Below are 26,234 nucleotides of genomic sequence, written 5' to 3' on the forward strand. Positions count from 1 at the left end.
GTTCATTTGAAGGGTACAGTTAAATGGTTTAATGCAGAAAAAGGCTACGGTTTCATTTCTGTTGATGGAGGCGACGATGTATTCGTTCACTTCTCCGCAATTCAGGGCGAAGGATTCAAAACATTAGAAGAAGGCCAATCCGTTGAGTTTGATATTACTCAAGGCAACCGTGGTCCTCAAGCAGCTAACGTCACCAAGTTATAAGAAACTGGGACTTCCCACTTATAAATAGAGTGTCATAGCACAAACAACAAAAGACAGTACCCGTATCCACTCGGGGCTGTCTTTTTTGCAATTCTTCTATAGCCTGTACACTTCCCCTGAGGAGATGTACAGGCTTATTTATATTTTTGAAAGCAGACAATGTTATACGAATATATCGACGATCAGCACGGTTCCAAAAGCAATAAACGAGAGCAGTGTCTCGAGTACCGTCCACGTTTTAAACGTTTCTTTGACCGTTAACCCGAGGTATTCTTTTACCATCCAGAAACCGGCGTCATTGACGTGGGAGAGCATGAGCGACCCTGCGCCTGTGGTGATAACGAGCAGCTCCAAATTCACGCCTGACATATGCTCAACAATCGGCGAAACAATACCAGCCACTGTCGTTAATGCAACTGTCGCCGAACCTGTTGCGACTCGGATTAATCCAGCAACCATGAAAGCTAGAACAATAGGAGAAAGGGAGATATTCTCGGCCATTTGAGCAATGGATGTACCAACGCCGCTCGCGATAAGGATCTGTTTAAACCCGCCGCCAGCACCGATAATCATTCTCTGGAGTCACGCGCTTATGCACCCATTTAGCAAACAATGGACCTGCAATGATCGCTGCAGGGATCGCAATGATGAGAGAGTAGATAGGAACTTTTCCGATATCGGCTTTAAAGATGCCGTTGGCCGTCATTGCCCCGGGATGCGGCGGCACAAGACCATGAACAATGGATAATACGGCGATGACAGGCAAGCCGATTAACAAAATATTTTGTTTCGTTGATTTATGAATGGAGATGACCAAAGGCAGCAGCATGACAATCCCTACATCAAAAAATACAGGGATCCCTATAATAAAACCGGAGAGCAGCATGGCCCAAGGCAATCTTTTTTCACCAAAGACTCGTATAAAGAAATTGGCGACTTGTGTACCAGCGCCTGAATCTGACATCATTTTTCCTAAAATCGTACCTAACGCTTATATAATCCCTCTTCTCCATGGTGTAGTAAGCGTTATCATCGTGTAGGGCGAGAAAAGGTACTGCGCTTTTCCGTGTATCTTAACTGTCGTAATTAACTACATAGTTGTGCATGACCGTGCTGTAATAACCTTTACTGAATTCGATCAGATTGCCTCGTTCATCATACGAATAACGTATTCTCTTCAATAGAGGGGTTCCTTCTTTTACATGCAAGATTTCTTCCACATGAGAAGGAGCAGTGGCAGCAGCAAACTCATCTCGATACTTTTCTAAGGCAATTCCGTGCTCCTCAAGCAATTCGTACAAGGATTGATCATTCAAATCCGAAAGTTCGAAATTTGACATTTGCATAGATAGATAGTGGGAGTAGTGAATATAAGGTGTGTCATTCAAGTGATAAAGACGCTCGATGAACAAGCAGCGCTCTCCAAATAATTGATAAGGTTCTGTGCCTACCTCATTCGTTACAACTTCGGCTCGCAACAATTGCTTATGAATTTGATGGCCCTCTTCAACCAAAACTTCTGTGAAACGCTTCCATTTGGAAAGCTTGGATGTAGAAGCATTTCGTATAACCTTGGTCCCTTTGCCGCTGCTCTTTTCCAAATATCCCTCTTGCGCAAGTTCTTTGATGGCATTGCGAATTGTGATCTTGCTGACATCGAATTCCTGCTCTAGCTGTGGCTCCGACGGTATATTCGATCCTAAGGGATACACACCGTGTAAGATGCGATCCTTCAGGATATTCATGATTTGTAAATATAAAGGTCTTTTATTGCGGGATAAGTTCACCAATTCAATCACTACCTTTCTACATCGCCTACGGCTTCGGTCATCGCACGAAGAATATCGCTTTCTGATGACATCGGAGTATCGCCTACAATGGTATGTGCAAGCATGCCGGCAGCCGCTGCAAATCCAACGGTTTTCTCCGGTGAAAATCCCTGAACTTCTCCGTGTACAATACCGCTCGTATAGGCATCTCCTGCACCAATTCTATCATAGATAGAAAACGTGAGCAGTTTAGAAAAGGTGAAGCTTTGGTCTTTATAGATAAATCCGCGCAACGAATGCGTGTTGTCACCGTTAATCTGACGGTGTGTACCTGCTATGACAGAGATCTGATATTGCCCCGCAACTGCTGGAATCAGCTCCATCAGTTGTTCTTGACTTTCGATCTGATCGGTATGCATGCCGAGGGTAAACATCGCGTCTTTTTCGTTCATCATGACAATGTCAGCCAGCTGCAGCATTTCCTCATAGTGCGGTTTAGCCTTGGCATAACCGCCTTCGCCCCAATGGGCGGGACGATAGTTACAATCGAAAACAACAGTGCCGCCCTGCGCTTTGACCGCTCTAGCCAAGGCTTTCATGTGCTCACGCACCCGATCATTCATAGCCAGTGTAATACCACAGAAATGTATGATATCCATATTTTTAGCGATTTCAGTAATAGGATAAGTATGTTCAGGGGCTGTGTTGAAGCTGCTTTCCTGACGATTAGAATAGGTCACGCGACTGGGCCGCGCACCGAATCCATTTTCTAAAAAATACATGCCCAAGTAACTGCCGCCTCGAACAATGAACGATTGTGTGATACCTAATTTGCGCAAATACGATTCCGCAGCATCACCCACGGCATTAGTCGGCAATCTGGATATCAGGTACCCGGTATGCCCTAAACGCGCCAGTGCTGAGCTTACGTTCACGCCTGTACCGGAGAAAGAATAATTCAAGCTGCTGCCTTGGGACAAGAGTTCATATCCCGGCACCTGCAATCGCATCATGACCTCTCCAAAAGCAGCAATTCGTTTAGCCATGATGATCAACCAATTTTTTCATGATCGCCAGTAATTTACGAACGTCTTGGGTATTCGTTTTCCCCGTATCTTTATCAATGATCGATGAATACACGTGAGGGATGACTTGTGGAACCTTAGCTTCCAGCGCGATACGCAGAATGGTTTCGAAATTATCCATGTCGATACCGCCGGTCGGTTCTAACGCAAAACCTTCTTCTCCGCATGCTTGCGCGACAGCGCACAATTCGTCCTCACAGCTTAAGCCATTCATCGGGAAATATTTCAAGGCATTGCCGCCCATGTCGCGGACAAGCGCGATGGCCGTTTTCACAGGTACAATGGCATGCTCGGATTGCCCAGCGCTTACTGGACCTGTTGATATATTGACGTAGCCAACGCGTCCAGTAGGGGAGACCAAACTGTTAATCCAGCTTTCTTGGTCACCAAGATTGGCGCGCGTTGCACCTACGACAGGGAATACTTGGTTAATGTGGCTGCCAGGATAGTGCTTCGCAATGGCTGCGACAACCGCAGCTTGACGATTATCGCCAGCGCCAAGTCCGATTGATACGGCTTCATCAATGGCTTTTCCGTATTCTTTCATTGCGGCTACAGCTAATTCAACCGTCGGATAATCTTTGGATAGAACGCCGACAAGTACGTAACCTTCCGCTGCTTCAAATATATCTTTAGCATTCTCTACACTATTAGCCAATACATTCAATGCCGCACGGCCTTTGTAGAAACGTTTTGTAATGTTGGGCATGTTATTTGCCTCCTACTAGTTTACGTATTTGAGCAGCGATAACTTCAATATCATCGCCTTGAAGCGGACGTGGGTCGATATCGAAATAACCCTGTCTCACGCCATAATCGCGTGTGTAGATAGCAATCTCACCACTCTGCAGTCCTGTGACAACTTCCTTGGCCGTAGTTCCTGCTTGCTCAGGATCAATTTGAATGCGTGCACGGAAAATCGCACGACCTGCTTCATCCTGTACAATGGTCACTTTTAAACCTTTCATTTCACTGAGAGGCATTAACACTTGTAAAGCTGCTTTTTCTTGTTCGCTTTTATCTTCTTTGACGCCATATTCATCAAGTGCTTGAAGTAACCCAAAAGTGGTTTCTTTGCCAACCTTCATGCTTCGACCAATACCATGCAGTTGTACTTTTACCCACTCGATATAGCTACGCTTCCCGCCAATAATCCCTGAAGTAGGACCTTCAATGGCTTTTGAACCACTGTATATGGCAAGATCTGAGTATTTTACATACTTTTGAATATCTTCTTCTGCAGCTGCATCTACGATCAGCGGAACACCATTACGCTGTGCAATCTCCCAGGCTTCTTCAACAGAAATCATATTTTTTTGGACGGCATGATGAGATTTCACGTAAAGAATAGCAGCTGTATGTTCAGTAATCGCATCTTCGATATGCTCAGCTTTACCCTCATTGGCGTAACCAACTTCAATGAGCTTACCGCCTCCCAAGTAGAGCATTGTTTCAACAGGGGCTCCGTATTGAACGTTGTGACCTTTTAGCATGATGATTTCGTTTTTGGCAATAGGATCTTGATGCAGTCGTTCACTCTTGCGGCGATTTCCTTCCGTCACAACAGCCGCGACAGAGAGTGCAATGCCGCTTGAGGCCGAATTGACGACAACCGCAGCTTCGGAACCTAGGATATGGGCGATATAGTTGCCTGCTTTATCAACGAGATCCGCAATCTCAACGTAGTTTTGCCCGCCATGCTTCATGGCTTCCATGACCGTATCTGTCGGAGCAGATACACCTAGAATGCTCATTCGTCCGCTTGCATTGATTACACGCTTTAGACCATATTTAGCATTTAATGAGAGAGCCATTCACAACCACTCCTTTGGCTTGTATGATTTGATCTGCTATACGCTGGTCACCTTCAGAATCGACAAGTGTAGTCGGTTCATTTTGAACCGTAAACAGGGTTAGATTGGCAACGTCACCAATTTGAATTCGACCAAGCTCTGGCTTATGGAGCCAATTCGCTGCATGTGAGGTGACCGCTGCGATGACCTCTTTAAGAGTGTAGCCTAAGTAAAGAAATTTCGAGAGTACATGGGACAAACTATATACTGGGCCGTTCAATCGGTTCCCTCGGTAGATGTCTGTGCTAATGGTATCTAAACCGATCTGATGTTGTTTTGCTGCCTCCGCAACCTTAAAGGAAAAGCTTGCAGTGCCATGGCCAACATCCAGATGTACGCCTCTTTCAATGGCTTTCGTAAACGCCTGTAACGGTTTTCCAGCTTCATCAAAAAGATTATTAGCTTTCCCATTCAGATAATGTGTAATGATATCCTTTTTCTCTAAAAGTGAAAGGATGTCTTCGATACTCGGCGGTCCTGAACCGATGTGAACCATCAAGGGGAGAGAGGTTTCATGAGAAAGTGCACGCGCAGCGAGTAAAGGTTCAATGCCGCAATCACGAACAACACTTTTGCTTATTCTTGCCTTTAATCCAACAATGATATCTTTATATTGTTTTACGGCCTGCACAGCCTTTTCATGATCTATCCACGCCATGTTGGATAATTCATCGACTCTTTTTAAACCAATTCGTGAAATGTTCAAAAAAGCGAATAAGTTCGTTAGAGCTCGTTCCTTACTTGCAACTAAGTCAGCAATTCGGTCAGCTCCGCAACTTCCAGCGTCTACAATGGTGGTTACGCCTTGTTTGATTCCGATTTCATCAATTTCATCGCCGTAGGGATCAAAATCAGGAAAGGCATGGGTGTGTAGATCAATCCAGCCACTCGAGACATAAACACCAGAATAATCAAAAATAGGCTGCCCATGTCCATCCCCAGAGCTGGTCAATTCGGCGATCTTTCCGTCTTCAATTACAATATCGAGACAATCTCCATTGACGTGCATTACATTGTGCAATACGAATCTCTCTTGCAATGCTTATCACCTTTTTCTGCAACTCAATTTATTAACGCTTACATTTATGATTGCCTAGATATCTCCTCACATATGTAGGAGAGGGTTGTGATAATGATGTAAATAATATAACGTTATAATGTTACAATAGCACAGAAAAGCAGCTAAGTAAATATAACGTTATAATGTTTGAAAATTAAATTTTGCCAAGAAATAAGCAATGGAATTCAATTCCTCTGACCGGGGGAAATCACACAATAAGGCGGATTTGAAAACAAACGCGTCTAAAAACAAAAGGAGCTGTCCGCGAAGGCGGCAGCTCCAATCATGAATCGTATTAGTCGATGATTTGAAGAATATCATCGACTTCTTTGCGTGCCAGTTTGCCTGGACGATCCTTCGGATAACCGAGGGCGATGACCATATTAATCTGACATTCTTCTGGAATGTCCAGATAAGCGCGAATTTGATCTTGGGCCAGAAGCACAGGGCCCGTCATCGGGCATGTTGCCAAGCCTCTAGCGTGCGCGGCGAGCATCAGGTTCTGAGAGGCTAAGCAGGAGCTCTTAATGCCTTCTTCGGCCCATACAGTGTCTTCGACGAGCTGAATCGGATCAAAAATACGATCACGGAACTTCGATTCGTAAGGCGTTGCTAAGCAAATGATAAGAACAGGAGCATCGGAGAATGCGGTAGCGTAGGGGCCGAAAGACTTCACCAACAAGCGGGCTTCTCTAGAAAGTCCTTTTTCCTCGGCAGCCGCCGCACGGAGATGGAGTTGGTCCCAGGTTAATTGTTCGATATGTTTGATTTTCTCTGTATTTCTTATCGCAATAAACTTCCATGTCTGGGAATTCGTATCGCTGGGTGCATATCTGGCGCAATCGATAATTTCACGAATATCTTCCGTGGCAACTTCTTGCTCTGTAAAGTTTCGAACACTGCGGCGCTCTAGTACAATCGTCTTAAAATCTTCATAATTCATAAAGAACAACTACCTACCTTTGCTGCTTGAAATGTGCATATTTTGTTACTTGGTACTAAGACTTTATCCTTATTATAAAGCAGTTGCTATTGCAGCACAACCGTGTCGCCTTCATTCAGACCTTTTAGTACTTCGGTTTTCTCGGGGGTTTCCATCCCAATCTCAATATCACGGCGTTCTACGCCTTGAGCAGTCTGCAGCATCACGTAGTAGACTTCTTTCTCATGAAGTACGGCTAAAGTGGGTACGACTATGGTTTGAGGTTTTTTATCTGTTTCTATCGTGCCTGAGAGGCTGAGACCGGCAATTAACTGCTCATTTGGTTCTAAAGAAATGGTAACCTCGAATTGAGCGGAACCTGTGCCTTGCTCCGTACCAGTCTTGGCAAATTTGGACACTTTTTCAACTTTACCTTGAAGCTTCCTCTGCTTTAGGGCATCTACTTTTACTTGTACGAGCATGCCTGGCTTAATACGAAATACATCAAATTCACCAACCGTGCAAACCAACTGTAATTTCGTCAAATCTACGATTTTACCGATACGCACGCTTTCCTCGATAGACTTAGGGATTTTGGAGGAGTCTTCGAATAAGAAGATGCCATTCTCAGGTGCAACGTAGGAAGCTTGCTCCACTTTCTCTTGTTTCTTCGCCAACTGCAATTGAATGGATTGATCATTGACTGCATTCAACTGCTCTTGAATTTTACGCCCTTCTGACGCGGCAAAGCGCTGGCGGGCATCATCTTCACTAACAGCACCTGCAGCGACACTGCCAGTATCCCCCCCAGGCCCAGCAGCTTTGAAATTGGCTAGATCGGCTTCCAACTTTTGTTTCTTCAAGTTAGATTGCAAGGTTGCAATTTCACTTCTTAGCGGTGAGGCATCAAGCTCAAATAACGGCTGTCCCTTTGTTACTTGAGCTCCGTCTGTTATGTGCCAAGCTTTTATTTCACCACTGAAGGGTGCGTAGACGCGCGTCTCCTTCTCATAAGAAGACTTCCCTTTCACTTCAATGCTGTTAACCAGATCTTCTTTTGTGACTTTGAATTGTAGGGCATTGAACGCAGAACCTGCATCGGCATTTTTTGTATTCATTTGGTTAGGATGGCTTGATATGTATAGAAAGCTGCTAATGCCGCAGACAATGACGGCTGTTAGAATTAGCATCCATGTTTTCTTTTTCCTCATGCTAAACAATCTCCTATTCTCGTTTAATTGCTGTTAGTGCATCGGTTCGAGAAGCTTTAACTGCGGGGTATAAACCCGAAAGGACGCCTGTCATAATCGCAAAAAACATGCCGACAGGAAGAATCCAAAAACTGATAAACAAAATTTCAACGGGATCACTGCTATTAGTGGAGTCGAATTTGATAATGAGAAGATTAATTCCCCATATGACCCAATAAGAGAGCAAAATACCAACAAAGCCACCAAGCATGCCTAGAAGTGAAGATTCCACGATAAACATATTGCGGATTTGTTTCAAATTCGCGCCAAGTACTTTCATGATTCCGATCTGTCGCCGGCGCTGATGAGTGGACATCGTCATCGCGACCACGATGGAAATGGAAGCTACGAAGAGTACAAATAGGCCAACACCGGTGAGCAGCAATCTAACAATGGCAAACTCGCCTTTCATACGATCTTCTTGATACAAATTAGTCTGTGTTGTGAGTTGAAGTTTTTTAATCATTTCATCTACTTGTTTCACATTCATACTACTATCAACTTTGACTCTAACTTCTGAATATTGAACATGTCTATTTGTTGAGGACTTATTTTGGGCTTGTAGAATTTTGAGACCTGTTTCTGGGGATACATAGGCAGCTTTGTTCCCTTGCAGCATGGACTCTGGCAATCCATCGGGTTTCTTAAGTACTCCGACGACGCGAACTGTCACCTCATTTGGTTGGATGGTGTTCGTCCCTGATGGGTTCCCTGGCTGCTCTTGGTTACTATTCGATTTCAACGAGATTTGTTTTTGATATAGCGGGTATGGAATAGCACCCATTTGACGGTAGGTTTCAGACTGTTCCTTGCTAGGATTTTGCTGCATAAGTTTATTACGTACTTCCTGCGTCTTTGTATCCAAGACACCAAGCGTAGCCCCATAGTTGAGAACGATATTATTATCCTGATCACTCGCCTCACCCTGTTGGAACTTGGAGTCGAAGTCCTCTAAAGTACTCAACTCTGTTGCCTTGAGGTCAAGGTAGCTTTCTTTACCATCATCGACAGTGAATCTGAATTGTCCTAAATCTTGAAAACTAGCCACCGATTTAACATGCGGAAACGTACGAATGAGATCGAGCTTACTTGACGTAACTTTAGAAGGACTGTTAGGATCGCTGTTTTGATCAACGATGGTGATTTCATCGGTTTTGAGATAAAAGCTCATTTGCTTCTGACTGTAGTGTTGAATAGATTCACCAAAGCCAAGGGCAACCATAATGGAAGCCGAGCCAATGGCAATTCCAACGGTACAAAGGGCCGTCACAACCTTGCGTCGCTGCAGCTGGTCCCAGCCAAGACGAAGGTAATCTTTAAGTTTCATCCGGCTTCACCTTCCTGATCGTTTCCTTCCAGTAAATAACCATCGCGAAGCTGCAAAATGCGCTGCGTTCTGCGTGCAACTTCATGCTCATGGGTAACAATAACGAACGTAATGCCATTCCGGTTCAAGTCAATGAGTAGATCGATGATCTCTTTTTCTGTCTTCGTATCCAGATTGCCCGTTGGTTCGTCAGCAAAAACGATAGCTGGCTTCGTGATCAAGGAGCGGGCAATACTGACACGCTGCTGTTGTCCTCCAGATAACTGAGACGGAAACATATCTGCCTTGTCCCCGATACCGACCTGCTGTAAGAGAGCCATCGCTCTTTGTTTACGTTCTTGACTTGCGACACTTTGGAATACAAGTGGCAGTTCTACATTCTCGCGAACGGTTAAATGTGGTATTAATTCATAAGATTGGAAGATGAATCCGATATGAGTCCGCCGAAATTCCGCCAAGCGGTTTTCGCTCATTTTCTCAATGGCCTGTCCAGCGATTAAAATACTACCACGGGTGGGCTTCATCAGGCCTGCCATTAAATTTAGCAGTGTTGATTTCCCAGAGCCTGAACTGCCGAGTAGAGCAACCATTTCTCCTTGCTCCACTCGGAAATTAAGCTCATGAAGTACGGGAGTTTCTTCTTGGCCTGTGCGGAAACTGTGAGATAACCGTTCAATGGCTAACACGTGAACAACCCCTTCATTTTAAAACTCATCGACCACTGGGCATACTTTCACTTTCATCGTTTTGAAATATATGCGTACCTAGGAACCCAATGGCCGCGACGATCGATAAGCAAGCTGCAAAGACATAGACTGTGCTTCCACCAGCTAAATCAAAAATCCAACCGCCTAACGTGCCGCTAATTAGTCCCGCAATACTAGACCAAGCAACAGCGAAGATGGCTTGCCCAGAAGAGCGATACTCATCAGGTACAATTTGGCTAATATAGCGATTGGCCGTGAATAAGAAGATACCGAATGTTAAACTATGTAACAATTGAACGCCAATGACCCAAGTAGGATCTTGAATAGAGCCCATAATGAAGAATCGTACGGCATATACGATTCCGGCAAAGGCAAGCAGGGGTAATTCTTTGAACCTATGTCCATGTTTGCTCAGAAAGAAAAACACCGGTATTTCACTAAGCGCCGAGGTCATCCAAGCATACCCAATCAGGGAATCAGATGCCCCAAGCTGGCGCATGTACAAGGCTAGGAATCCATCGTTGAAACGATGTGAAACGGACATAATAATAACTAACACTAAGAACCAGATGAATTTCTTGGAACGAATGATATTAAGCATGCCCCCGAAGGCCATCTTCTTGCCACCTTGACGCGCATCTTTTAGCAAAAAGACGATGACTAACGTGCAACTAATAGTAAGTAGGCATAGTATTGGCGTAAGCCCTGTACCGTAGTGTCGAAGAAGCAACCCAAAACCACCGGCTGATACGGCGAAACCGATGGAACCCCAGACGCGGAAGGAGGCGTAGCTCTTACCGCTATCTCGAATACTTAGCATTAACTGGCTGTCATTCAATGAATTTACGGGCTGCTGGAAGAAGAAAAACATCGCTAAGCATATGTACAGCAGGGAGAACCAACCCGCTGTAAATACCAAGATGGCAGTGATCAACTGCCCAATAATCAGAATGATCATAATTTTCTTTACCGTTTGGAAGCGATCACTAAGGAATCCCCACAGCAAGTTGGTCGCTATCCCAATCAGTGGTCCAATGGCATACAGCAAACCGATCTGAATTTTGGAATATCCTTTGTAATCAAAGTAAAGCGGGAAAAAAGTAACGACAATACCCATCGTCATAAAAAAGGAAAACGTGAACAATTTGAGTAGTTGGTCTTGTGGCTTTGTAGGATTAGACGTTTTCATCAGTGGTTATCACTCGATTTCTTTACAAATTTTCTGTAGAAAAATATGTTTGCCCGTTTTCAGACGTTCGTTTGAGTATAAAGAACACGACTAGAAGCTCAGCTAGCATACCAACAGATTGCGCGAGAGCGCCGATCAAGCCATTCCAGCCGGGTGCATTAGAAATGGTGATGAATAAGGTTAACACGGTAACAATAGCATTCGCAGATTGAGATAAAACCATGATTTTCGTTTGGCCTCTCAGCATAATAATACCGTTCATGTAATCAAGCCAAGGGAATACAATCGTCATGATCATAAATATACGCATGGCAAGTAAGCTTGCATGCATCAGCTCGGAATTAACACCCATGACATGTGTCATAAACCAAGGTCCTAGAGCTGTATAGGCAAGTATAGCGATGAGTGCTCCTGGAATAAAGCTAAGAAGGAATACGAAACGGACGACAGTTCTCGCATCTTTGCGGTAGAAATTCAAAACAATTTGATGAATGTAGGAAAAGAAGCTCAAAACCAATTGAGTCAGGGAACCGGCAATCGCATAAGAGGAGATCGCTAAATGAATATGCGTTGTTTTACCTAGTATGGCATTGATGGCGGGTCCAATGACGACGGCAATGATCGAAGAATACAGAAGGGGCTTATAGAAGCTGAAAATTTGTTGTTTGGTTTCAATCGGATGATCAGGCGCCTTCTCTGGAATGACGGTTCGAAGTAAGGTGGTTCCTTCCCATACAGCAACCATAGCTTCAATAATCATTCCCACTAAGAAAATAATCGCGCCAACACGGCCACTAGAAACACTATCTGTAGTAATAAAATATAACGATAACAAATACATAGCGATGATTCGCACGCACATCCCAATAGTCAACCATTTGGTCCGCATATTAAAAATAATGATACCGTGAAATAAGCACCGTAGTCCTGAGAAAATGCTAACGTACATCAAGATGCGATAAACACTAAGTGTAGTGTCTAATAATTCACGTTCAACTCCAAAAAAATAAAGAAATACCCATTCTCCAACAGGCGTATAACATAAAATGAGACCAATTAGGATGATGCAGGCGAATACATAAGAACTTACTGCAGCCATGGCTCGAAAGGAGATACGGTCTCTTACAAGAGCTGAGCAAGCTTGTCGCAGCAAAACAACGGGTCTTTCGGTTAAGCCAAGTAAGCTTAAAGGCAGCGCATAGCTGGCAATGACCACTTCCGGATTATCGGCCCTGGCCAAGGTGCTATTGATAATAACATGCGAGAGGGTAACTAGTGTTGCTGAAAGGCCGAGAGGGAGGAAAAAGGAGATGAGCTGTTTCCAAGTGATGTTTTCTTTTATTGTCTTAGCGGTCATCTAAATCGCACTCCTTAGAGTTTTGCTTTAGCAAAACTAGCTTTGTAAGCATAACTCTTACTAAAAATCCCCTTTTAAAAACGTTATTTAAGTATACCAGAAAATGAAATCAGGTTGACATACAATTTTAACTGGAAACCCAAGGTTTGAAGTGATACATTTAAAGGTAGAATGTTTCTTGAACAAGTCGCAGCCAGTTTTTACTGCAAGGAGGTTTAACAGAAGAATGAGCTGCTATTTCCAGTATGATGCCAGACTTGGCATTGAGATTCCCGTGATAGAAGTAGAGTGGGAGGATTATCCGCCCAGTGTGCGTGTTGATATTTTATTACATTGGGAACAAATTCGCGGTGCAATTCCGGACCGCATTATGAAGCTAGAGGCAACGATTATTTACAAACAAAATCAGTTGGACAAGGAAGACGATTTTCCCGCATCATGCCGTTTGAATTCCGAAATTGCTGACTTAGCTTCTATCATAAATGATCTTCATCTTTGGTTCCGGGCGAATCAGGAATTGGAATCGAAAACCCACCAATAATGGTTGTCAATGAAGGGAGAATGACTGCATGCATAGCAATAAGGATGGAGATAACTGGCTGGAAGCTATTGCAAAGCCGCTCTTGGAGCATCTACCTACTTTATATCCGATTGAAGAATGGGATGTAAGTATGGATGCACGCATTGAAGCGCTTGTCCCAGCTATGATGATCCAAGGCAGTCCGGGGCAAGAGTCTTATGGATTGGCGATTAAAGCGGGTCTTTTTTTACTGAATGAGAGTTTAGATAAATCGCATGATATTGCCCAGGAAATCACGAATGCAACAGGCAGCTACTGGCATGCTCTAATGCATCGGATGGAGGGGGACTACAGCAATGCGAAGTATTGGTTCAACGATGTCGGTCATCATCCTATTTTCTCTAACTTACTACAATGTGTGAGCGATTATTTGACTGTAAAAGACTTGGCTGATTTGGACAATGAAGCCCTTCGTTTGAAGCTTGAAGTGCTTATTACTTCTCCGGAATGGATCCCTTGTGTATTCATAGATATCGTAGAGTTACAAGTATCCTTAGTTCAAAATCCTATTGTTGATCAATGGTTACGGCACATTCAACGATATGAAATGCAGTTATTGTTACAATATTGCTATGAACAAAGTTGTGGAGGAAGTCTGCTTGAAGCAATTGGACAGAAGTAGCACAAAGGTTCCAAAAGGCCCAGTTAGATTAATGGTCAGGGTGTACCGTTACATTTTACCGGACGTAAGCGATCAGCTTTCCATATGGAAAGCAAAGGCGAAAAATATCCCAGATAGCGAGCTGCGTACTCAAGCACTAGCCAGCATCTCAACGAAACAATTTCATTGTCAAGGCGGCGCTGTTTATGCGGCTGCTAATTTGTCAATGCGTCATGTGCTCATCCCGCTCATTGTTGCGTTTCAAACGATTAGCGATTATCTGGATAATCTATGTGATCGCAGTACATCCTTGGATCCCCAAGATTTTCGTCAATTACACCAATCGATGTTGGATGCTGTTGATCCTTCTAAGCCTTTGAACGATTACTATGCATACAGACATGAGAAAGAGGACGGAAACTATTTAACAGAGCTCGTCCAAAAGTGTCAGTCCTGTATTAGTCTGCTTCCGTCATATACACAAGTAGCCGATCAGGTGCGAGATTTCGTAGCTTTATACTGCGACTTACAAGTGTACAAGCATATTCGCAAGGATATGCGTGAGCCTGAGCTTCATCAGTGGTGGGATCAACATCATCATAGGTATAGCCAAATTTCTTGGAATGAATTTGCAGCAGCCACAGGTTCAACGTTAGGCATGTTTATGCTTTTCCTTGCAGCTTGTGATCCTCATTTGAGTGAAAAGCAGGTCGATTCTATACGGGAGGCTTATTTCCCCTATGTGTGCGGGCTGCATATTCTGCTTGATTATTTAATCGACCAGGAAGAAGATATCTTGGGTGGAGACCTGAACTTTTGCAGCTATTATGAATCCATGGAAACAACCGTTGAGAGAATTGCCTTTATCGTGCAAGAGGCTCGTAGCAAAATTTTGTTCTTGGAACATCCGCGATTTCATCGTATGATAATCGAAGGTTTGCTTGCGCTATATTTGTCGGATCCTAAGGTCAACGGCCAACAGCAAGTGAAGAAAATATCGAAGCGTCTTATGAAAAATAGTCCATTAACCCGGTTATTTTTCTGGCTAAATAGCATGTACATCCGTACGTCATCATGAATGACATTCAGAAGAATTTGAAGGAGGAAATGAAATGTCAGCAGTAAAATCAATTGCCGTTCTAACAAGCGGCGGAGACTCTCAGGGAATGAATGCGGCGGTCCGTGCGGTCGTAAGAAGCGCATTATTCCATGGTCTCGAAGTCTATGCCGTACAACGTGGATACCATGGTTTAATTAACGATGATATTCGCAAAATGGATTTGCGCAGCGTTGGAGATATCATTCAACGCGGGGGGACGATTCTACAAACGGCTCGATGCAAAGAGTTTTTATCGCCGGAAGGGCAACAAATTGGTGCCGAGAACTTGCGTAAACGCGGTATCGATGGGTTGGTCGTTATTGGAGGAGATGGGTCTTATCAAGGTGCCAATAAGTTAAGCAAATTGGGCATCAAAACGATGGGCCTGCCTGGTACAATTGATAATGACATCCCATTCACTGATTTTACAATCGGTTTTGATACAGCAGTGAGCATTGTTGTGGATGCGATTAACAAGCTTCGTGATACGATGACTTCACATGAACGTTCATCCGTTGTAGAAGTGATGGGACGTCACTGTGGGGAGATAGCTCTCTACGCTGGACTAGCTAGCGGTGCGGAAACGATTATCGTTCCTGAGGTTGAGGTCGACGTTAATGAAGTAGCTAACCGTATGAAGGATAACTTCTCCCATGGCAAACGTCACAGTATCATTCTCGTTGCTGAAGGAGCGGGAACCGGTGATGGGATTGCTAAGCAGATTACAGAGTATGTTGGTATTGAGCCTCGTGTAACGGTTCTTGGCCATATTCAACGCGGCGGAGCACCTACGCATAATGACCGAATCTTGGCAAGCCGTCTCGGTGATTTCGCTGTTCGTAAGCTCATGGAAGGCGATTCTTCCAAAGCATGCGGTGTTATCAAAGGTGAATTAGTAGCTACCGATATTGATTTAGTTGTCAATACGAAGCGTCCATTTAATACAGAACTTTATGAATTGGCAAGCCGTTTATCCCAGTGAATTCTACATGGGAACAAACGCTATTGACCTGACTCATATCTTCGTTTATAATATCGAACAATATACAAATCGACATTAGGTCTGTGAAGAGCATCCAACTCGGAGACGTTCATGATCGGTAAGGCGCAGAATACATCGCCTTGCTCTAAATAAACCGGCACCGCCCGTTATCGCGGAACCAAGCGGATGATGACATCATGATGTCGTCATCAAGTTGGGTGGCACCGCGAGCAGAACGCTCCTCGTCCCAATCGGACAGGGGCGTTCTTTGTCTTTTTCCCATAATAGAAAAGGAAGCGGTGAGTAGTATGCTGGATATCAAATGGATTCGTATGCATCGAGATCAAGTGAAGGAAGCGGCTCAAAATAAAGGTGTAGAATGTCCTCTCGATGAGCTGTTGAAGGTAGATGAGAAGAAAAGGCTGCTCCATCAACAAGTGGATCAGCTGCGCTCAGAACGCAATCGTGCATCTGCTCAGATCGCGCAGTGTATGGCTGAGCGGAAAATGGGAGAAGCCGAGGTTTTGAAAGATCAGGTTCGCGGCTGGAACCGAACATTAACGGAGAATGAAGAGGGGCTTGCGAAACTGGAAGAGCGGTTTAAGGAGCTGATGCTTACTGTTCCGAATCTGGTTTCACCTGAAACTCCACTCGGGGTTACTGATCAAGATAATGTTGTACGGAAAGTAGTAGGTCAGCCTACCTCGTTTGAATTTGTGCCTCGTGATCATATGCAAATCGGTGAGGAATTGGATTTAATCGATTTCCCTCGTGGAGTTAAGGTGGCTGGAAGCAGGAATTACTACCTCAAAGGGATGGGGCTATACCTACACAGAGCTGTTCAACAGCTTGCTCTTGATCTGCTATCAGATCGAGGGTTCACGGTGATGGATGTCCCTCTGATGGTGCGGGAAGAGACGCTGCAGAATGCAGCCTTTTTCCCCGCTGGGAAGGATCAGACCTATGAATTGCAGGATGAAAAAAAATGGTTAGTTGGCACATCGGAAGGTCCATTGGTTTCGTATTATGCGGGTGAAATGATAGATTTATCAAAAGGGCCGATACAACTGGCAGCCGTATCGAATTGTTTCCGCAAAGAAGCTGGTTCGGCAGGCAGAGATGTACGCGGATTATATCGTGTTCATCAATTTGCTAAAGTTGAGCAGGTAATTCTTTGCGAGAATGATCCCGCCATAGCTGATCAGATGTTAGATCAAATTACACGGAATGCAGAAGATATTCTAGATTTACTTGAGCTTCCTTATCGCGTCGTTGCTGTATGTACAGGAGATATGGGCGCCAAAAACTACAAGCAGTATGACATTGAGACGTGGATGCCTAGCCGTAATGCTTATGGTGAAACGCACTCGTCGTCAAGCCTTCTTGACTTTCAAGCTCGTCGCAGCGGCTTACGTTATAGAGATGAGAACAGTGAGCTGCGTTATTGCTATACCCTTAACAATACGGCTGTCGCCTCACCAAGAATTCTAATTCCTTTACTAGAGAATCATCAGCAAGCAGATGGTTCGATCTATCTGCCAGCCGCTCTAAGACCTTATATGAGAGGGCTCACGGTCATACCGAACAAATAAAATAACGTACCACATCCCTAGGGGTTCCACTTTGGGGATGTGGTACGTTATCGTATGTTAATAACCTTCTGTTAAATCAACAACATTCATCATGTCGGTGCCATCTATAAAAGCTCTCACATTATGATAGAAAATGGCGGAAACTCGCTCTGCATAGTGAGCCGAAGATCCAGCGATATGTGGAGTCAGGATAACATTATTCATGTTCCACAGGGGAGAGGTTGACGGTAATGGCTCCTGCTCAAAAACATCGAGTGCAGCGCCTGCCAGCTGGCCTTCTTGCAGCGCAAGTATCAAATCCTCTTCTTCAATGACATCACCGCGAGCCAGATTGATTAAGAAAGCACTTGGTTTCATTAAGCGCAGATGTTCTTTGGTCAAGAAACCTCGCGTCTTAGCAGTACTAGGAAGTAGAAGAACGACGAAATCACTTTGTGTAAGCAAAGATTTTAAGCCTTCTTCTCCGCTGACCGTTGAATCGAAGGCAGGCCCAGGCGAACCGGAACGATTCAACCCAATGACAGTCATGTCAAAAGCCTTTGCTTTGCGAGCAACAGCTTCGCCGATTGCACCTGCACCAATAATGCCAATCGTTTTACCATAAAGCTCACCAAAACTAACTTGATTGTCCCAAACTTTACTTTGCTGACGCTCATGAAGAAGATTCGCTTTACGAACCCATTGCAGCATGAGACTTAGCGTAAACTCACTCATCTGGATTGTATGTACCCCACGGGCATTCGTCAGTATGACATTACGCCGCGCAAACTCTTGGAGAGGAAGCTTATCCACGCCGGCGGAAATGGTTTGCATCCATTTCAGTTTGGATGCCTGCTTGAGCGTATCCGGATTCATGCGGCCAGCTGTGATAATTACATCTGCATCTGCAATATGTTCCCCGGCTTCACTTGAAGATTTAAACCAATGAAATCGGCAGCGTTCCTTCAAGTCTTGCGGCATCTGCTCTTGCATGGTAGTCAAATCCATTCCAGTAATGGCGACAATTTTCATTCATTTCAACTCCTTTTAATGTCTGTGAGAAGACACCCCGAGAGCTCTTAGTGCCCTCAGGGTGTCTCCATGTTAGTATTTTACATTAGGTGTGTAGTTGTTATTGGCGTTCCATAGGAGGAACTCTTCAACGCCGTTTTCTTTCAACGCACGTATTTGCTCTTCCACTTCATGTTTACCATACTTGATGTAACCAGGTATCCAAGAAGCGGTGAAATCTTGAATCCAAGGTCGAACGATCGGCTTCCAACCTTTCTTATCAATAGCTTCCAGCTTCTTGGTTGTATCCTTGGATGCTCCATCGATCGTGACAAAAGGCGCTGCATCCGGCACTTTGGAGCCAAACCAGCCTGTGCTGTAATGACTCGGATAGATCATGGGAGCGATGACATCGACATTCTGAGAGATTTTCTCGAAATCTTGACCAATGCCTTCGGCTGCCGGAACAGAGGCCGCATAGCCAAATATATCGACAGATACACGAACGCCAAGTGGCTGCAATTGTTCTTTGGCATATTTGACGAAGGAAGCGACAGTATCAATACGTGAACGTTCATCCTTTGTATATTTGAGAATGTCAGCTCTTTTCTCAAAACCTTCCGGGAATCGGACGTAGTCGAATTGAATTTCTTTAAATCCAGCTTTTACGGCTTCTTTTGCTACAGCGATATTGTAATCCCATACTTCTTTGTTATATGGATTTACAAAGCTATCCGGTGGGTTTTTACCGTTACCCCACAGAGTTCCATCTGGATTGACGAAAGACCATTCTGGTTTCTTTTTGGCAAGAATCGTGTCCTTGAATACAACGATACGAGCAATTGGATAAATGTTATGTTCGTTCAAGGTGGTCATTAAACCTGGCATATTACCAATAATTTTCTGAGTCGTGCCCATTGCATCAAGCTCGGTGTTCCCTGTTTCCCAAGTGATGTAGCCCCAATCATCTTTGACATCAATGACCAGTGAGTTCAGTTCTGTGTCGTCGAGCAGCTTCACAAGTGTATTGAGCCGAGATCCACCCGCACTATGAGCTGTGGCGTAAACACCTTTAATTGCCGGTGCGTCCTTCTGCGGATCCAATTTGTTTACAGGTGCTAAAGGATCTGTTTCTTGGGATGGTGTAGGTTGAACAATCGCCACTGCATTCTTCGCATTCAGAGAAGCTTGCACGAGCTGTTCAAAGCTGGCATCCGGGTTAGCGGCCGTTACATTACCCCAGATAAGGGCAAGTGAAGCAAGTAATATTTCCATGATGTATAAGTCCTCTCCAATCTTTGATTCTAGCTTTTATTATAAAGCAAGCATGAAACTACGCACAGAGGAAATTTGTTGAGGTTTGTAGAAAGAAGGTAGCCGTTGTTGAAACTTGATAAACAAATTATTTCGTTATCTGGTGTTAATTTTTTTTACTATGCTTCTAGTGCCATTTTATTGCCCTATTTACCTTTATATTTGCAAAGCAAGGGCTATTCAGCTAGCGAGATTGGACTCTTAATGATGATTGGTCCGTTCATCTCCATATTCGCACAGCCATTCTGGGGATATGTCAGCGACCGATTCAACTCGGTGAAGAATATCGTATTTTTACTTTGGAGCCTTTCCTTACTAGGAAGTTTTGGTCTGTTTTTAACAAAAGGCTTTGGGCTTACACTTGGATTTATTTTACTGCTTTATTTCTTCTTGCTGCCATCTGTTCCACTCATCGATAATTTGGTTGTCAAATCAACGGCGCAGCGTGGAATGTCTTATGGATCCGTCCGATTATGGGGTTCTATCGGATTCTCGGGTGTTGCTCTAATTTCGGGTCTTTTCCTCGAAGAATTAGGCGGGGTAGCCAACATACCTTATTTTTATTGGGCGTTGTGGATCTTCCCATTTTTACTGCTTGCTTTTATTAAAGACGAGAAGGGCAGCGGACAGCGTATAACATTAAGTGCGATCGGTACTATTTTCAAAAATAAAAACTTCTTATGGTTTATGGTCATGGTTCTGATGATATCAATTCCACATCGAATGAACGATGCACTATTAGGTTTATATCTGAATAAATTAGGTGCTACGGACTCTATGGTCAGCTGGGCATGGGCAATTGCGGCATGCACCGAAATTCCGGTATTTGCCTATATCAATCGGTACATACATCGCTATCACGAACTGACCATCTTAGGTCTTGTTTCGATTTTATATACGATACGTTGGTTACTCTACACGTTATTCAGCGATCCTTGGGTGCTAATTGGTTTGCAGACGACACATATGCTCACCTTTGCTGTTCTGTGGATCGTTGCGGTACAGTATGTTGTGCGTCTGCTTCCCGAGCAATTTGGCTCAACGGGTCAATCCATTCTTGCGATGGTGTTCATGGGCCTTGCCGGTATTATCGGTGGATCGGTAGGCGGATGGTTGAGTGAGCAGTGGGGAGGCGCAAGCATGTATGTGTTTGCGTCAGTTATGTCGGCAATAGCCGCAGGTATGTTTTTCGGTACACAAGTCGTAATGCGTAGAAGAAGCTAATCGCAAATAAAAACACCCGGTAGCAAAATTAGCCGGGTGTTTGGACTTATTTCTGAACTTGTCCTGATTCGGTATTCGTGACCTCTGCAGGATTAATCTCTTTACGGACCGGTACAGGTTGATCATCCGTAGCTGTATTACCGCCATTTCCATTCGTTGCATCTTTGAATTCACGAAACATTTTGCCAAAACCTCTGCCAAGCTCAGGCAGTTTATTAGGCCCAAACAAAAGAAGGGCAACAATTGCAATTAAGATGATGTGCCAAGGAGATAATGCTCCCATTCCAGACACCTCCATTAGTTTATCTTTCGTACTATTATATCATGTTCTTATCATAACCTATATACCCTAATTATTACAAACTCAATAACATTGTATGAATAAAGCGATAGCTGACCAGAAAAAGACGCCCCTTAATGATAAAGGGCGTCTTTATGATGTTCCGTAATACTGAACTGAATAATTTCCATAACATCTTCCGCTTCGAGCGCCTCAATACCAAAACGGAGGACGATCTCGGAGTCCAGCTCATAGCTGGTTAAGAAGGGGTACAACTCGGGTGTTAATTTCATTACAATCCTGGATAATTTGACTGTCTCCACAAGCATCACCCTTCCAATCAAAAGATTAGAATAAGAACTACGCCTGAACCACTCACGATGAAACCAGAACTATATGAAATTATTATCATTATAACACAATTCAACTTGGAATAAAGAGGCGGATGCACGATTATAGAGGTTTCTCACTTAAGCCTTGCGGAATTCTCCGACGACACCAACGGTTTCAACGATATTTACGAATGCTTTCGGGTCTATCTTCTTAATAATTCGCTTTAGCTCTACGAGTTCATAGCGCGTAGTGACGGTCATTAACATATCATGCTGCTGTTTCGTATAAGCGCCTTCCGTCTTAACTAAAGTTACTCCTCTAGGGAGTAGAAGGAGCTCGTTAAGCAGCTCTTCCTTTTGTTTTGTTACAATGAACGCTGTCACTTTGACATGGCGAATATGTATAGAATCTACAACTTTGCCACTGATATAAATGGCAAGCATCGAGTAAAGAGCTAGGTCCCAATTTTGCTTGAAATAGCCAAGTGCAACAATGACAACACCGTTCATTGATGAAAGAATGGTACCGAGAGGGAAATCGAATTTTCGGGTCAAAATCAAGCCAACGATATCAAAGCCTCCACTTGAGCCACCTATTCTTAAGGTGATACCGCTTCCTATACCAATAAGTACTCCCCCAAAGACTGCACCAAGAATGGGTTCCTGCGCGACATAGCTGGTAGGTATAATTTGCATTAACCATGCCGTTAATATGACCGATGCCACACTGATCATAATAAATCTGCGACCAATTGAAACCAATCCCCAAATCATCAATGGCAGGTTAAACAATAAATACAAGAAGCCAATGTTAAAATTCGTAAAATAACCAATAATCATGGCAAATCCAGAAACCCCGCCGCTAAGCAATTGGTGAGGAATGAGGAACATGTTGAAGCCGACCGCAACAAGCAGTGCGCCAACTAGAATAATGAAAGCATCTAGCGCCTTTTTCAAAAAAAATCACCTCTAAAATAGTATGCAGCATAAAGCAAGTATAATTCATTCTTATAAAACTTCAATCATAATTTACCTTAGTTCAATTAAATGACCTGTAATGGAAATAGATAACCCTTTACGGATGAAAAAAAGCTGTGTCCAATTCATGGACAACAGCTTTATAGAAGTAGTGATTAGCGTCTCTTGAAGGAGCCCGTCTTCTTAGATGTACTTGGCTTACTAACGGATGGCTTAGTTACCTTATTAGGTGTTGAGCCGTCGTTCCTACGTGTTGTGGAGCCGCTTCCTGAACTTGGGGTGCCTGTACCGCCATTGAAGGTGCCCGTTCGATCAGATGTTGTTGGTTTCTTATCCTTTGATACATCCGTAGTTGGTGTAGTCGCCTTACCGCCACCTGTGTTATAAGTCGGTGTCCGGGTATAGCCTCTATAGTCGTAAGGCCGTTTGCTATTGTACCATCCCCCACCGAATAAGGATTGAAGCAGGGTGGCTGTCAAATAACCTTGCAAGAACGAGGAGTCGTAATGTGATTTGGCATATTCAATACTATCGATTTGAACAAGTGTGTTTTTACTCTCACTAGGGTCCTTTTGGACGTTAATGACCTTATCATTATAAACAAGGAACATTTGATCGTCAGAATCCTTGCTCTTTTCCTTCGGTGACTCTTTCGCAGCTAATTCAGCTGATACAGTTGGGACGCTTTTGTTTTCTACTAAATAAACCTTGGAGAGATTGCTCCCTTTGCCGTCAACACTAACTAACGGATACTGATCTTTGATATAACGTCCGGCATCAGCGCCACACGCGGTAAGAAGGGCGATGATCAATAAGAAAGAAACCCATGAAGTCCATCTTTTCACTTTTCAGTAATCCCTCCTTTCCAAACATTTCTAATGATAACATAGGTTGTCTAGGGCGTCGATTTTAAAAATTTAATCTGATTGCCCGGTGTGCGCTCTCCTTCAAGAGCAATAAATTTGCCATCCTGCCATTGGAGAAAGAAGAATCTATGGTCCGGTCCAAAATATCTCCAAAAGATGATATCGTCTCCGCTGCGGAAATCGGTGTTTCCTTCAGTCCGAGTGACATCATTGCGATGAAACTCCAATTCGAAGGTAACATCTTCGTCAAGCTCTAAACGAGTAGGGACATCATTCGGGTCATCTAATGCGCCTTCCACAAAGCTGCAAAGGAAACAGTCATAGGTTCGCCCTTTTTCCACAATCAAACACTGAATATTTTTGCCGTTTTGTAAATAATAAGCGTAACGATGTGGAGCAAACCCGCGGTCAAAATAAATGACCTTGCCGGAAACAACATACTCCTCTAAGTCTACATTAACAATATCCCCAACTCGGGCATCTTCAAGTGGATTACCTATAGGTGTTGTTGTTGGTTCTTGTTTTTGACTACGCAGGATGCTGCTGACTCGTTTAAATATGGACATTGCAAACTCTCCTCTATTCCGTTTATTGTGCTACCTTGTAATACGTTTAGCTTATGCGTTAGGTTTCGTTCGCATTATGTAAGACGCTACTGGAAATGTGTGTATGACTTGTGCTATAATATTTTAGATGTTCTTAAGGGCGGCCAGTTGGATCATGGAAGATGATAAATCGAAAGTGTATTCCACCAATAAAACTATAGACACGGATAGGAAGTCGTACTTAAGGGTAAAAAAGATACAAGGCATTAGCCTGCCCTGTACAAAAGGAGATTGAATATATTTGAAAACATTTCAAGAGTTTGGTTTAGAGCCAACGATTTTACGCGCTATTACCGAGATGGGCTTTGAAGAGTCCACACCGATCCAAGAAAAAACGATTCCGTTGGCTATGGAAGGCCGGGATTTAATCGGGCAAGCGCAAACAGGAACGGGTAAAACAGCTGCTTTCGGTATTCCGCTTATTCACAAAATCAATATGAAAGAAGAGCGCATTTCTGCTCTTATCATGTGTCCTACACGGGAACTTGCCATCCAGGTTGCGGAAGAGATTGAGAAACTCGGTCGTTTCAAAGGCATTCGTTCCTTGCCCATCTATGGTGGACAGGATATCGTTAAACAAATTCGTGCATTGAAGAAAAAACCGCAAATCATTATCGGTACACCGGGACGTCTACTTGACCACATTAACCGAAAAACAATCAAATTAGACGATGTGCAAACAGTGGTTTTGGATGAAGCGGATGAAATGCTTGACATGGGCTTCATGGATGATATCCAGTCCATTTTGAAATTAGTACCAGAAGAGCGTCACACGATGTTGTTCTCTGCAACAATGCCATCCAATATTCAAAAATTGGCACAACAGTTTCTTCGTAACCCTGAGCACGTATCGGTTATCCCGAAACAAGTTAGTGCACCATTGATTGACCAAGCATATATCGAATTGCACGAAAAACAAAAATTCGAAGCGCTTAGCCGTTTGATCGACATGGAAGCTCCAGATCTTGCCATCATCTTCGGTCGTACAAAACGCCGGGTTGATGAATTGGCAGAAGCTCTTCAAAAAAGAGGCTATGCAGCTGAAGGTCTTCATGGTGACTTATCCCAAAATCAACGCGATAATGTCATGAGAAAATTCCGTGACGGCAGCATTGATGTACTTGTAGCAACAGACGTTGCCGCGCGTGGTCTAGATGTATCCGGCGTTACGCATGTAATTAACTTTGACCTTCCGCAAGATCCAGAAAGCTATGTTCACCGTATTGGTCGTACAGGCCGCGCTGGTAAAGAAGGTACAGCTTGGACATTCGTAACACCTAGAGAGATCGATCACTTGCACTTTATCGAGAAAGTTACACGCCACAAAATTAATAAAAAACCATTACCTAGCTTGGCTGAAGCCATTGAAGGTAAACAAAAAATGACAGCTGAGCGTATTCTTGATGTGCTTCAAAATGATGCTCAAGCAGAATTCAAAGGCCTAGCTATTCAAATGTTAGAACAATATGATTCCGTAAATCTCCTTGCTGCAGCTATGAAGCTTCTGACAGGCGACAAAAAGGAAACGAATATTGAGTTAACACCAGAGGATCCAATTCGTGCAAGAAAGAAAAAATTCGATGTACGCAGCTCAGGTAGACGAGTTGGCGGCGGCTATGGCTCAAGTTCAGGATCAGGAGATCGTCGTCAAGGTGGCGGATACAGCTCCGGTGCTGGTTCCAGCAGCAGCTCGAACTCCCGTTACCCGCGTAAAGATAGCAGAGATTACGGTTCAAACAGAGAAGGTGGAAGCAGTTCATCTTCCAGAAACCGTGAATACGGAAGCAACAATTCCGGGAACCGCGATCGTTCCAGAGCTCCTCGTAAGAGCGAAGATACATTAGTGAATAAATAAGGGTTAAAACCCAAAAAAAGAAAGGCGGAGATCCTGAAGGATCTTCGCCTTTTTACCTTGCGTATATGGTTTACAGTACGAAAGAGCTAGTAATGATAACGAGCAAGATGAAGAGAACCAAAATGGCACCTGCGGATGTTCCAACTGGATGAGACATCATATCAACCTCCTGAAAAATTTTTGGGTGTAGTTCTTATTGACAATACTATACTA

General features: G+C 43.8%; 26 protein-coding genes and 1 pseudogene. 8 read left to right on the forward strand and 19 right to left on the reverse strand.

What is annotated here, in order from left to right:
• Nucleotides 1-6: 6 nt before the first annotated feature.
• Nucleotides 7-204, forward strand: coding sequence for a cold shock domain-containing protein (locus tag QFZ80_RS05000; RefSeq protein WP_028556542.1), 198 nt, complete (start codon nt 7-9; stop codon nt 202-204).
• Between the two features lie 162 nt (nt 205-366).
• On the opposite strand, the pseudogene QFZ80_RS05005 reads toward QFZ80_RS05000, so the two are convergent.
• From QFZ80_RS05005 to QFZ80_RS05060, 12 genes and pseudogenes are all read right to left on the reverse strand, one after another.
• A pseudogene (locus QFZ80_RS05005) lies at nt 367-1,195 on the reverse strand (GntT/GntP/DsdX family permease); the annotation flags it as partial.
• 82 nt (nt 1,196-1,277) lie between these two features.
• On the reverse strand, nt 1,278-1,991 hold the full coding sequence (locus QFZ80_RS05010; RefSeq protein ID WP_373460372.1) for a GntR family transcriptional regulator: 714 nt from the start codon (nt 1,989-1,991) through the stop codon (nt 1,278-1,280).
• A gap of 11 nt (nt 1,992-2,002) precedes the next feature.
• The gene (locus QFZ80_RS05015) at nt 2,003-3,019 is read right to left on the reverse strand and encodes a sugar kinase (RefSeq protein WP_307548325.1); all 1,017 of its coding nucleotides are present in this window, start codon (nt 3,017-3,019) and stop codon (nt 2,003-2,005) included.
• Entirely contained in the window at nt 3,012-3,767 is a 756-nt protein-coding gene (gene dagF, locus QFZ80_RS05020; protein WP_307557569.1) for a 2-dehydro-3-deoxy-phosphogluconate aldolase, read from the reverse strand. Before dagF ends, QFZ80_RS05015 begins: the two co-directional genes overlap by 8 nt.
• A 1-nt stretch (nt 3,768) precedes the next feature.
• The gene (locus tag QFZ80_RS05025; protein WP_307557571.1) at nt 3,769-4,872 is read right to left on the reverse strand and encodes a DgaE family pyridoxal phosphate-dependent ammonia lyase; all 1,104 of its coding nucleotides are present in this window, start codon (nt 4,870-4,872) and stop codon (nt 3,769-3,771) included.
• Nucleotides 4,850-5,950, reverse strand: a complete 1,101-nt coding sequence (locus tag QFZ80_RS05030; RefSeq protein ID WP_307557573.1) for an amidohydrolase/deacetylase family metallohydrolase — start codon at nt 5,948-5,950, stop codon at nt 4,850-4,852. The genes QFZ80_RS05025 and QFZ80_RS05030 overlap by 23 nt, the downstream gene beginning before the upstream one ends.
• Before the next feature lie 316 nt (nt 5,951-6,266).
• Nucleotides 6,267-6,914: a nitroreductase family protein gene (locus QFZ80_RS05035; RefSeq protein ID WP_307557575.1), complete on the reverse strand. Its 648-nt coding sequence runs from the start codon at nt 6,912-6,914 to the stop codon at nt 6,267-6,269.
• An 86-nt stretch (nt 6,915-7,000) separates the two neighbouring features.
• On the reverse strand, nt 7,001-8,104 hold the full coding sequence (locus QFZ80_RS05040; protein ID WP_307548315.1) for an efflux RND transporter periplasmic adaptor subunit: 1,104 nt from the start codon (nt 8,102-8,104) through the stop codon (nt 7,001-7,003).
• Nucleotides 8,105-8,117: 13 nt separating this feature from the next.
• A complete protein-coding gene (locus QFZ80_RS05045; RefSeq protein WP_307557577.1) occupies nt 8,118-9,470 on the reverse strand; it encodes an ABC transporter permease in 1,353 nt (450 codons plus the stop codon).
• On the reverse strand, nt 9,467-10,156 hold the full coding sequence (locus QFZ80_RS05050; protein ID WP_307548312.1) for an ABC transporter ATP-binding protein: 690 nt from the start codon (nt 10,154-10,156) through the stop codon (nt 9,467-9,469). The genes QFZ80_RS05045 and QFZ80_RS05050 overlap by 4 nt, the downstream gene beginning before the upstream one ends.
• 25 nt (nt 10,157-10,181) lie before the next feature.
• Entirely contained in the window at nt 10,182-11,366 is a 1,185-nt protein-coding gene (locus tag QFZ80_RS05055) for an MFS transporter (RefSeq protein ID WP_307557579.1), read from the reverse strand.
• 22 nt (nt 11,367-11,388) lie between these two features.
• Entirely contained in the window at nt 11,389-12,723 is a 1,335-nt protein-coding gene (locus QFZ80_RS05060; RefSeq protein WP_307557581.1) for a multi antimicrobial extrusion protein MatE, read from the reverse strand.
• A 226-nt stretch (nt 12,724-12,949) separates the two neighbouring features.
• Here QFZ80_RS05060 and QFZ80_RS05065 point away from each other — a divergent pair, with 226 nt between their 5' ends.
• The 5 genes from QFZ80_RS05065 (at nt 12,950) to serS (ending at nt 17,577) form a co-directional block, all read left to right on the forward strand.
• Nucleotides 12,950-13,264, forward strand: a complete 315-nt coding sequence (locus QFZ80_RS05065) for a hypothetical protein (RefSeq protein WP_307557583.1) — start codon at nt 12,950-12,952, stop codon at nt 13,262-13,264.
• A 28-nt stretch (nt 13,265-13,292) separates the two neighbouring features.
• A complete protein-coding gene (locus QFZ80_RS05070) occupies nt 13,293-13,925 on the forward strand; it encodes a hypothetical protein (protein WP_307557585.1) in 633 nt (210 codons plus the stop codon).
• Between the two features lie 31 nt (nt 13,926-13,956).
• Nucleotides 13,957-14,982, forward strand: a complete 1,026-nt coding sequence (locus tag QFZ80_RS05075) for a tetraprenyl-beta-curcumene synthase family protein (protein WP_307555667.1) — start codon at nt 13,957-13,959, stop codon at nt 14,980-14,982.
• A 34-nt stretch (nt 14,983-15,016) separates the two neighbouring features.
• The gene (gene pfkA / locus QFZ80_RS05080) at nt 15,017-15,985 is read left to right on the forward strand and encodes a 6-phosphofructokinase (RefSeq protein WP_307548302.1); all 969 of its coding nucleotides are present in this window, start codon (nt 15,017-15,019) and stop codon (nt 15,983-15,985) included.
• Nucleotides 15,986-16,293: 308 nt separating this feature from the next.
• Nucleotides 16,294-17,577: a serine--tRNA ligase gene (serS, locus tag QFZ80_RS05085; protein WP_307557587.1), complete on the forward strand. Its 1,284-nt coding sequence runs from the start codon at nt 16,294-16,296 to the stop codon at nt 17,575-17,577.
• Between the two features lie 57 nt (nt 17,578-17,634).
• Here the strand turns inward: serS and QFZ80_RS05090 are convergent, their stop codons facing one another.
• On the reverse strand, nt 17,635-18,588 hold the full coding sequence (locus tag QFZ80_RS05090) for a D-2-hydroxyacid dehydrogenase (RefSeq protein ID WP_307548299.1): 954 nt from the start codon (nt 18,586-18,588) through the stop codon (nt 17,635-17,637).
• A 72-nt stretch (nt 18,589-18,660) separates the two neighbouring features.
• On the reverse strand, nt 18,661-19,842 hold the full coding sequence (locus QFZ80_RS05095) for a putative glycoside hydrolase (RefSeq protein ID WP_307548297.1): 1,182 nt from the start codon (nt 19,840-19,842) through the stop codon (nt 18,661-18,663).
• Between the two features lie 108 nt (nt 19,843-19,950).
• Here QFZ80_RS05095 and QFZ80_RS05100 point away from each other — a divergent pair, with 108 nt between their 5' ends.
• On the forward strand, nt 19,951-21,105 hold the full coding sequence (locus QFZ80_RS05100; RefSeq protein WP_307548295.1) for an MFS transporter: 1,155 nt from the start codon (nt 19,951-19,953) through the stop codon (nt 21,103-21,105).
• 46 nt (nt 21,106-21,151) lie between these two features.
• On the opposite strand, the gene QFZ80_RS05105 is transcribed toward QFZ80_RS05100, so the two are convergent.
• From QFZ80_RS05105 to QFZ80_RS05125, 5 genes are all read right to left on the reverse strand, one after another.
• Nucleotides 21,152-21,388, reverse strand: coding sequence for a Sec-independent protein translocase subunit TatA/TatB (locus QFZ80_RS05105; RefSeq protein WP_057306978.1), 237 nt, complete (start codon nt 21,386-21,388; stop codon nt 21,152-21,154).
• Between the two features lie 131 nt (nt 21,389-21,519).
• Nucleotides 21,520-21,714 carry a hypothetical protein gene (locus tag QFZ80_RS05110; protein WP_029193437.1) on the reverse strand — a complete coding sequence of 65 codons (195 nt, stop codon included), beginning with the start codon at nt 21,712-21,714 and terminating at the stop codon, nt 21,520-21,522.
• A gap of 141 nt (nt 21,715-21,855) precedes the next feature.
• Nucleotides 21,856-22,674 carry a YitT family protein gene (locus QFZ80_RS05115; protein ID WP_307557589.1) on the reverse strand — a complete coding sequence of 273 codons (819 nt, stop codon included), beginning with the start codon at nt 22,672-22,674 and terminating at the stop codon, nt 21,856-21,858.
• A 176-nt stretch (nt 22,675-22,850) separates the two neighbouring features.
• Entirely contained in the window at nt 22,851-23,540 is a 690-nt protein-coding gene (locus QFZ80_RS05120; RefSeq protein ID WP_307548291.1) for a DUF4247 domain-containing protein, read from the reverse strand.
• Nucleotides 23,541-23,590: 50 nt separating this feature from the next.
• Entirely contained in the window at nt 23,591-24,127 is a 537-nt protein-coding gene (locus tag QFZ80_RS05125) for a DUF4178 domain-containing protein (RefSeq protein ID WP_307548290.1), read from the reverse strand.
• A gap of 280 nt (nt 24,128-24,407) precedes the next feature.
• On the opposite strand from QFZ80_RS05125, the gene cshA reads away from it, so the two are divergent.
• Nucleotides 24,408-26,021: a degradosome RNA helicase CshA gene (gene cshA / locus QFZ80_RS05130; protein ID WP_307548289.1), complete on the forward strand. Its 1,614-nt coding sequence runs from the start codon at nt 24,408-24,410 to the stop codon at nt 26,019-26,021.
• Nucleotides 26,022-26,234: the final 213 nt, after the last annotated feature.

It is taken from the genome of Paenibacillus sp. V4I7, assembly GCF_030817275.1.
GTDB lineage: Bacteria > Bacillota > Bacilli > Paenibacillales > NBRC-103111 > Paenibacillus_E.

What these genes read in the sequence shown, in the direction of transcription:
- QFZ80_RS05015 (WP_307548325.1), bottom strand. Translation starts at nt 3,019, where the DNA reads ATGGCTAAACGAATTGCTGCTTTTGGAGAGGTCATGATGCGATTGCAG.
- dagF (WP_307557569.1), bottom strand. Translation starts at nt 3,767, where the DNA reads ATGCCCAACATTACAAAACGTTTCTACAAAGGCCGTGCGGCATTGAAT.
- QFZ80_RS05025 (WP_307557571.1), bottom strand. Translation starts at nt 4,872, where the DNA reads ATGGCTCTCTCATTAAATGCTAAATATGGTCTAAAGCGTGTAATCAAT.
- QFZ80_RS05035 (WP_307557575.1), bottom strand. Translation starts at nt 6,914, where the DNA reads ATGAATTATGAAGATTTTAAGACGATTGTACTAGAGCGCCGCAGTGTT.
- QFZ80_RS05040 (WP_307548315.1), bottom strand. Translation starts at nt 8,104, where the DNA reads ATGAGGAAAAAGAAAACATGGATGCTAATTCTAACAGCCGTCATTGTC.
- QFZ80_RS05045 (WP_307557577.1), bottom strand. Translation starts at nt 9,470, where the DNA reads ATGAAACTTAAAGATTACCTTCGTCTTGGCTGGGACCAGCTGCAGCGA.
- QFZ80_RS05055 (WP_307557579.1), bottom strand. Translation starts at nt 11,366, where the DNA reads ATGAAAACGTCTAATCCTACAAAGCCACAAGACCAACTACTCAAATTG.
- QFZ80_RS05060 (WP_307557581.1), bottom strand. Translation starts at nt 12,723, where the DNA reads ATGACCGCTAAGACAATAAAAGAAAACATCACTTGGAAACAGCTCATC.
- QFZ80_RS05065 (WP_307557583.1), top strand. Translation starts at nt 12,950, where the DNA reads ATGAGCTGCTATTTCCAGTATGATGCCAGACTTGGCATTGAGATTCCC.
- QFZ80_RS05070 (WP_307557585.1), top strand. Translation starts at nt 13,293, where the DNA reads ATGCATAGCAATAAGGATGGAGATAACTGGCTGGAAGCTATTGCAAAG.
- QFZ80_RS05075 (WP_307555667.1), top strand. Translation starts at nt 13,957, where the DNA reads ATGGTCAGGGTGTACCGTTACATTTTACCGGACGTAAGCGATCAGCTT.
- pfkA (WP_307548302.1), top strand. Translation starts at nt 15,017, where the DNA reads ATGTCAGCAGTAAAATCAATTGCCGTTCTAACAAGCGGCGGAGACTCT.
- serS (WP_307557587.1), top strand. Translation starts at nt 16,294, where the DNA reads ATGCTGGATATCAAATGGATTCGTATGCATCGAGATCAAGTGAAGGAA.
- QFZ80_RS05090 (WP_307548299.1), bottom strand. Translation starts at nt 18,588, where the DNA reads ATGAAAATTGTCGCCATTACTGGAATGGATTTGACTACCATGCAAGAG.
- QFZ80_RS05095 (WP_307548297.1), bottom strand. Translation starts at nt 19,842, where the DNA reads ATGGAAATATTACTTGCTTCACTTGCCCTTATCTGGGGTAATGTAACG.
- QFZ80_RS05105 (WP_057306978.1), bottom strand. Translation starts at nt 21,388, where the DNA reads ATGGGAGCATTATCTCCTTGGCACATCATCTTAATTGCAATTGTTGCC.
- QFZ80_RS05110 (WP_029193437.1), bottom strand. Translation starts at nt 21,714, where the DNA reads ATGCTTGTGGAGACAGTCAAATTATCCAGGATTGTAATGAAATTAACA.
- QFZ80_RS05125 (WP_307548290.1), bottom strand. Translation starts at nt 24,127, where the DNA reads ATGTCCATATTTAAACGAGTCAGCAGCATCCTGCGTAGTCAAAAACAA.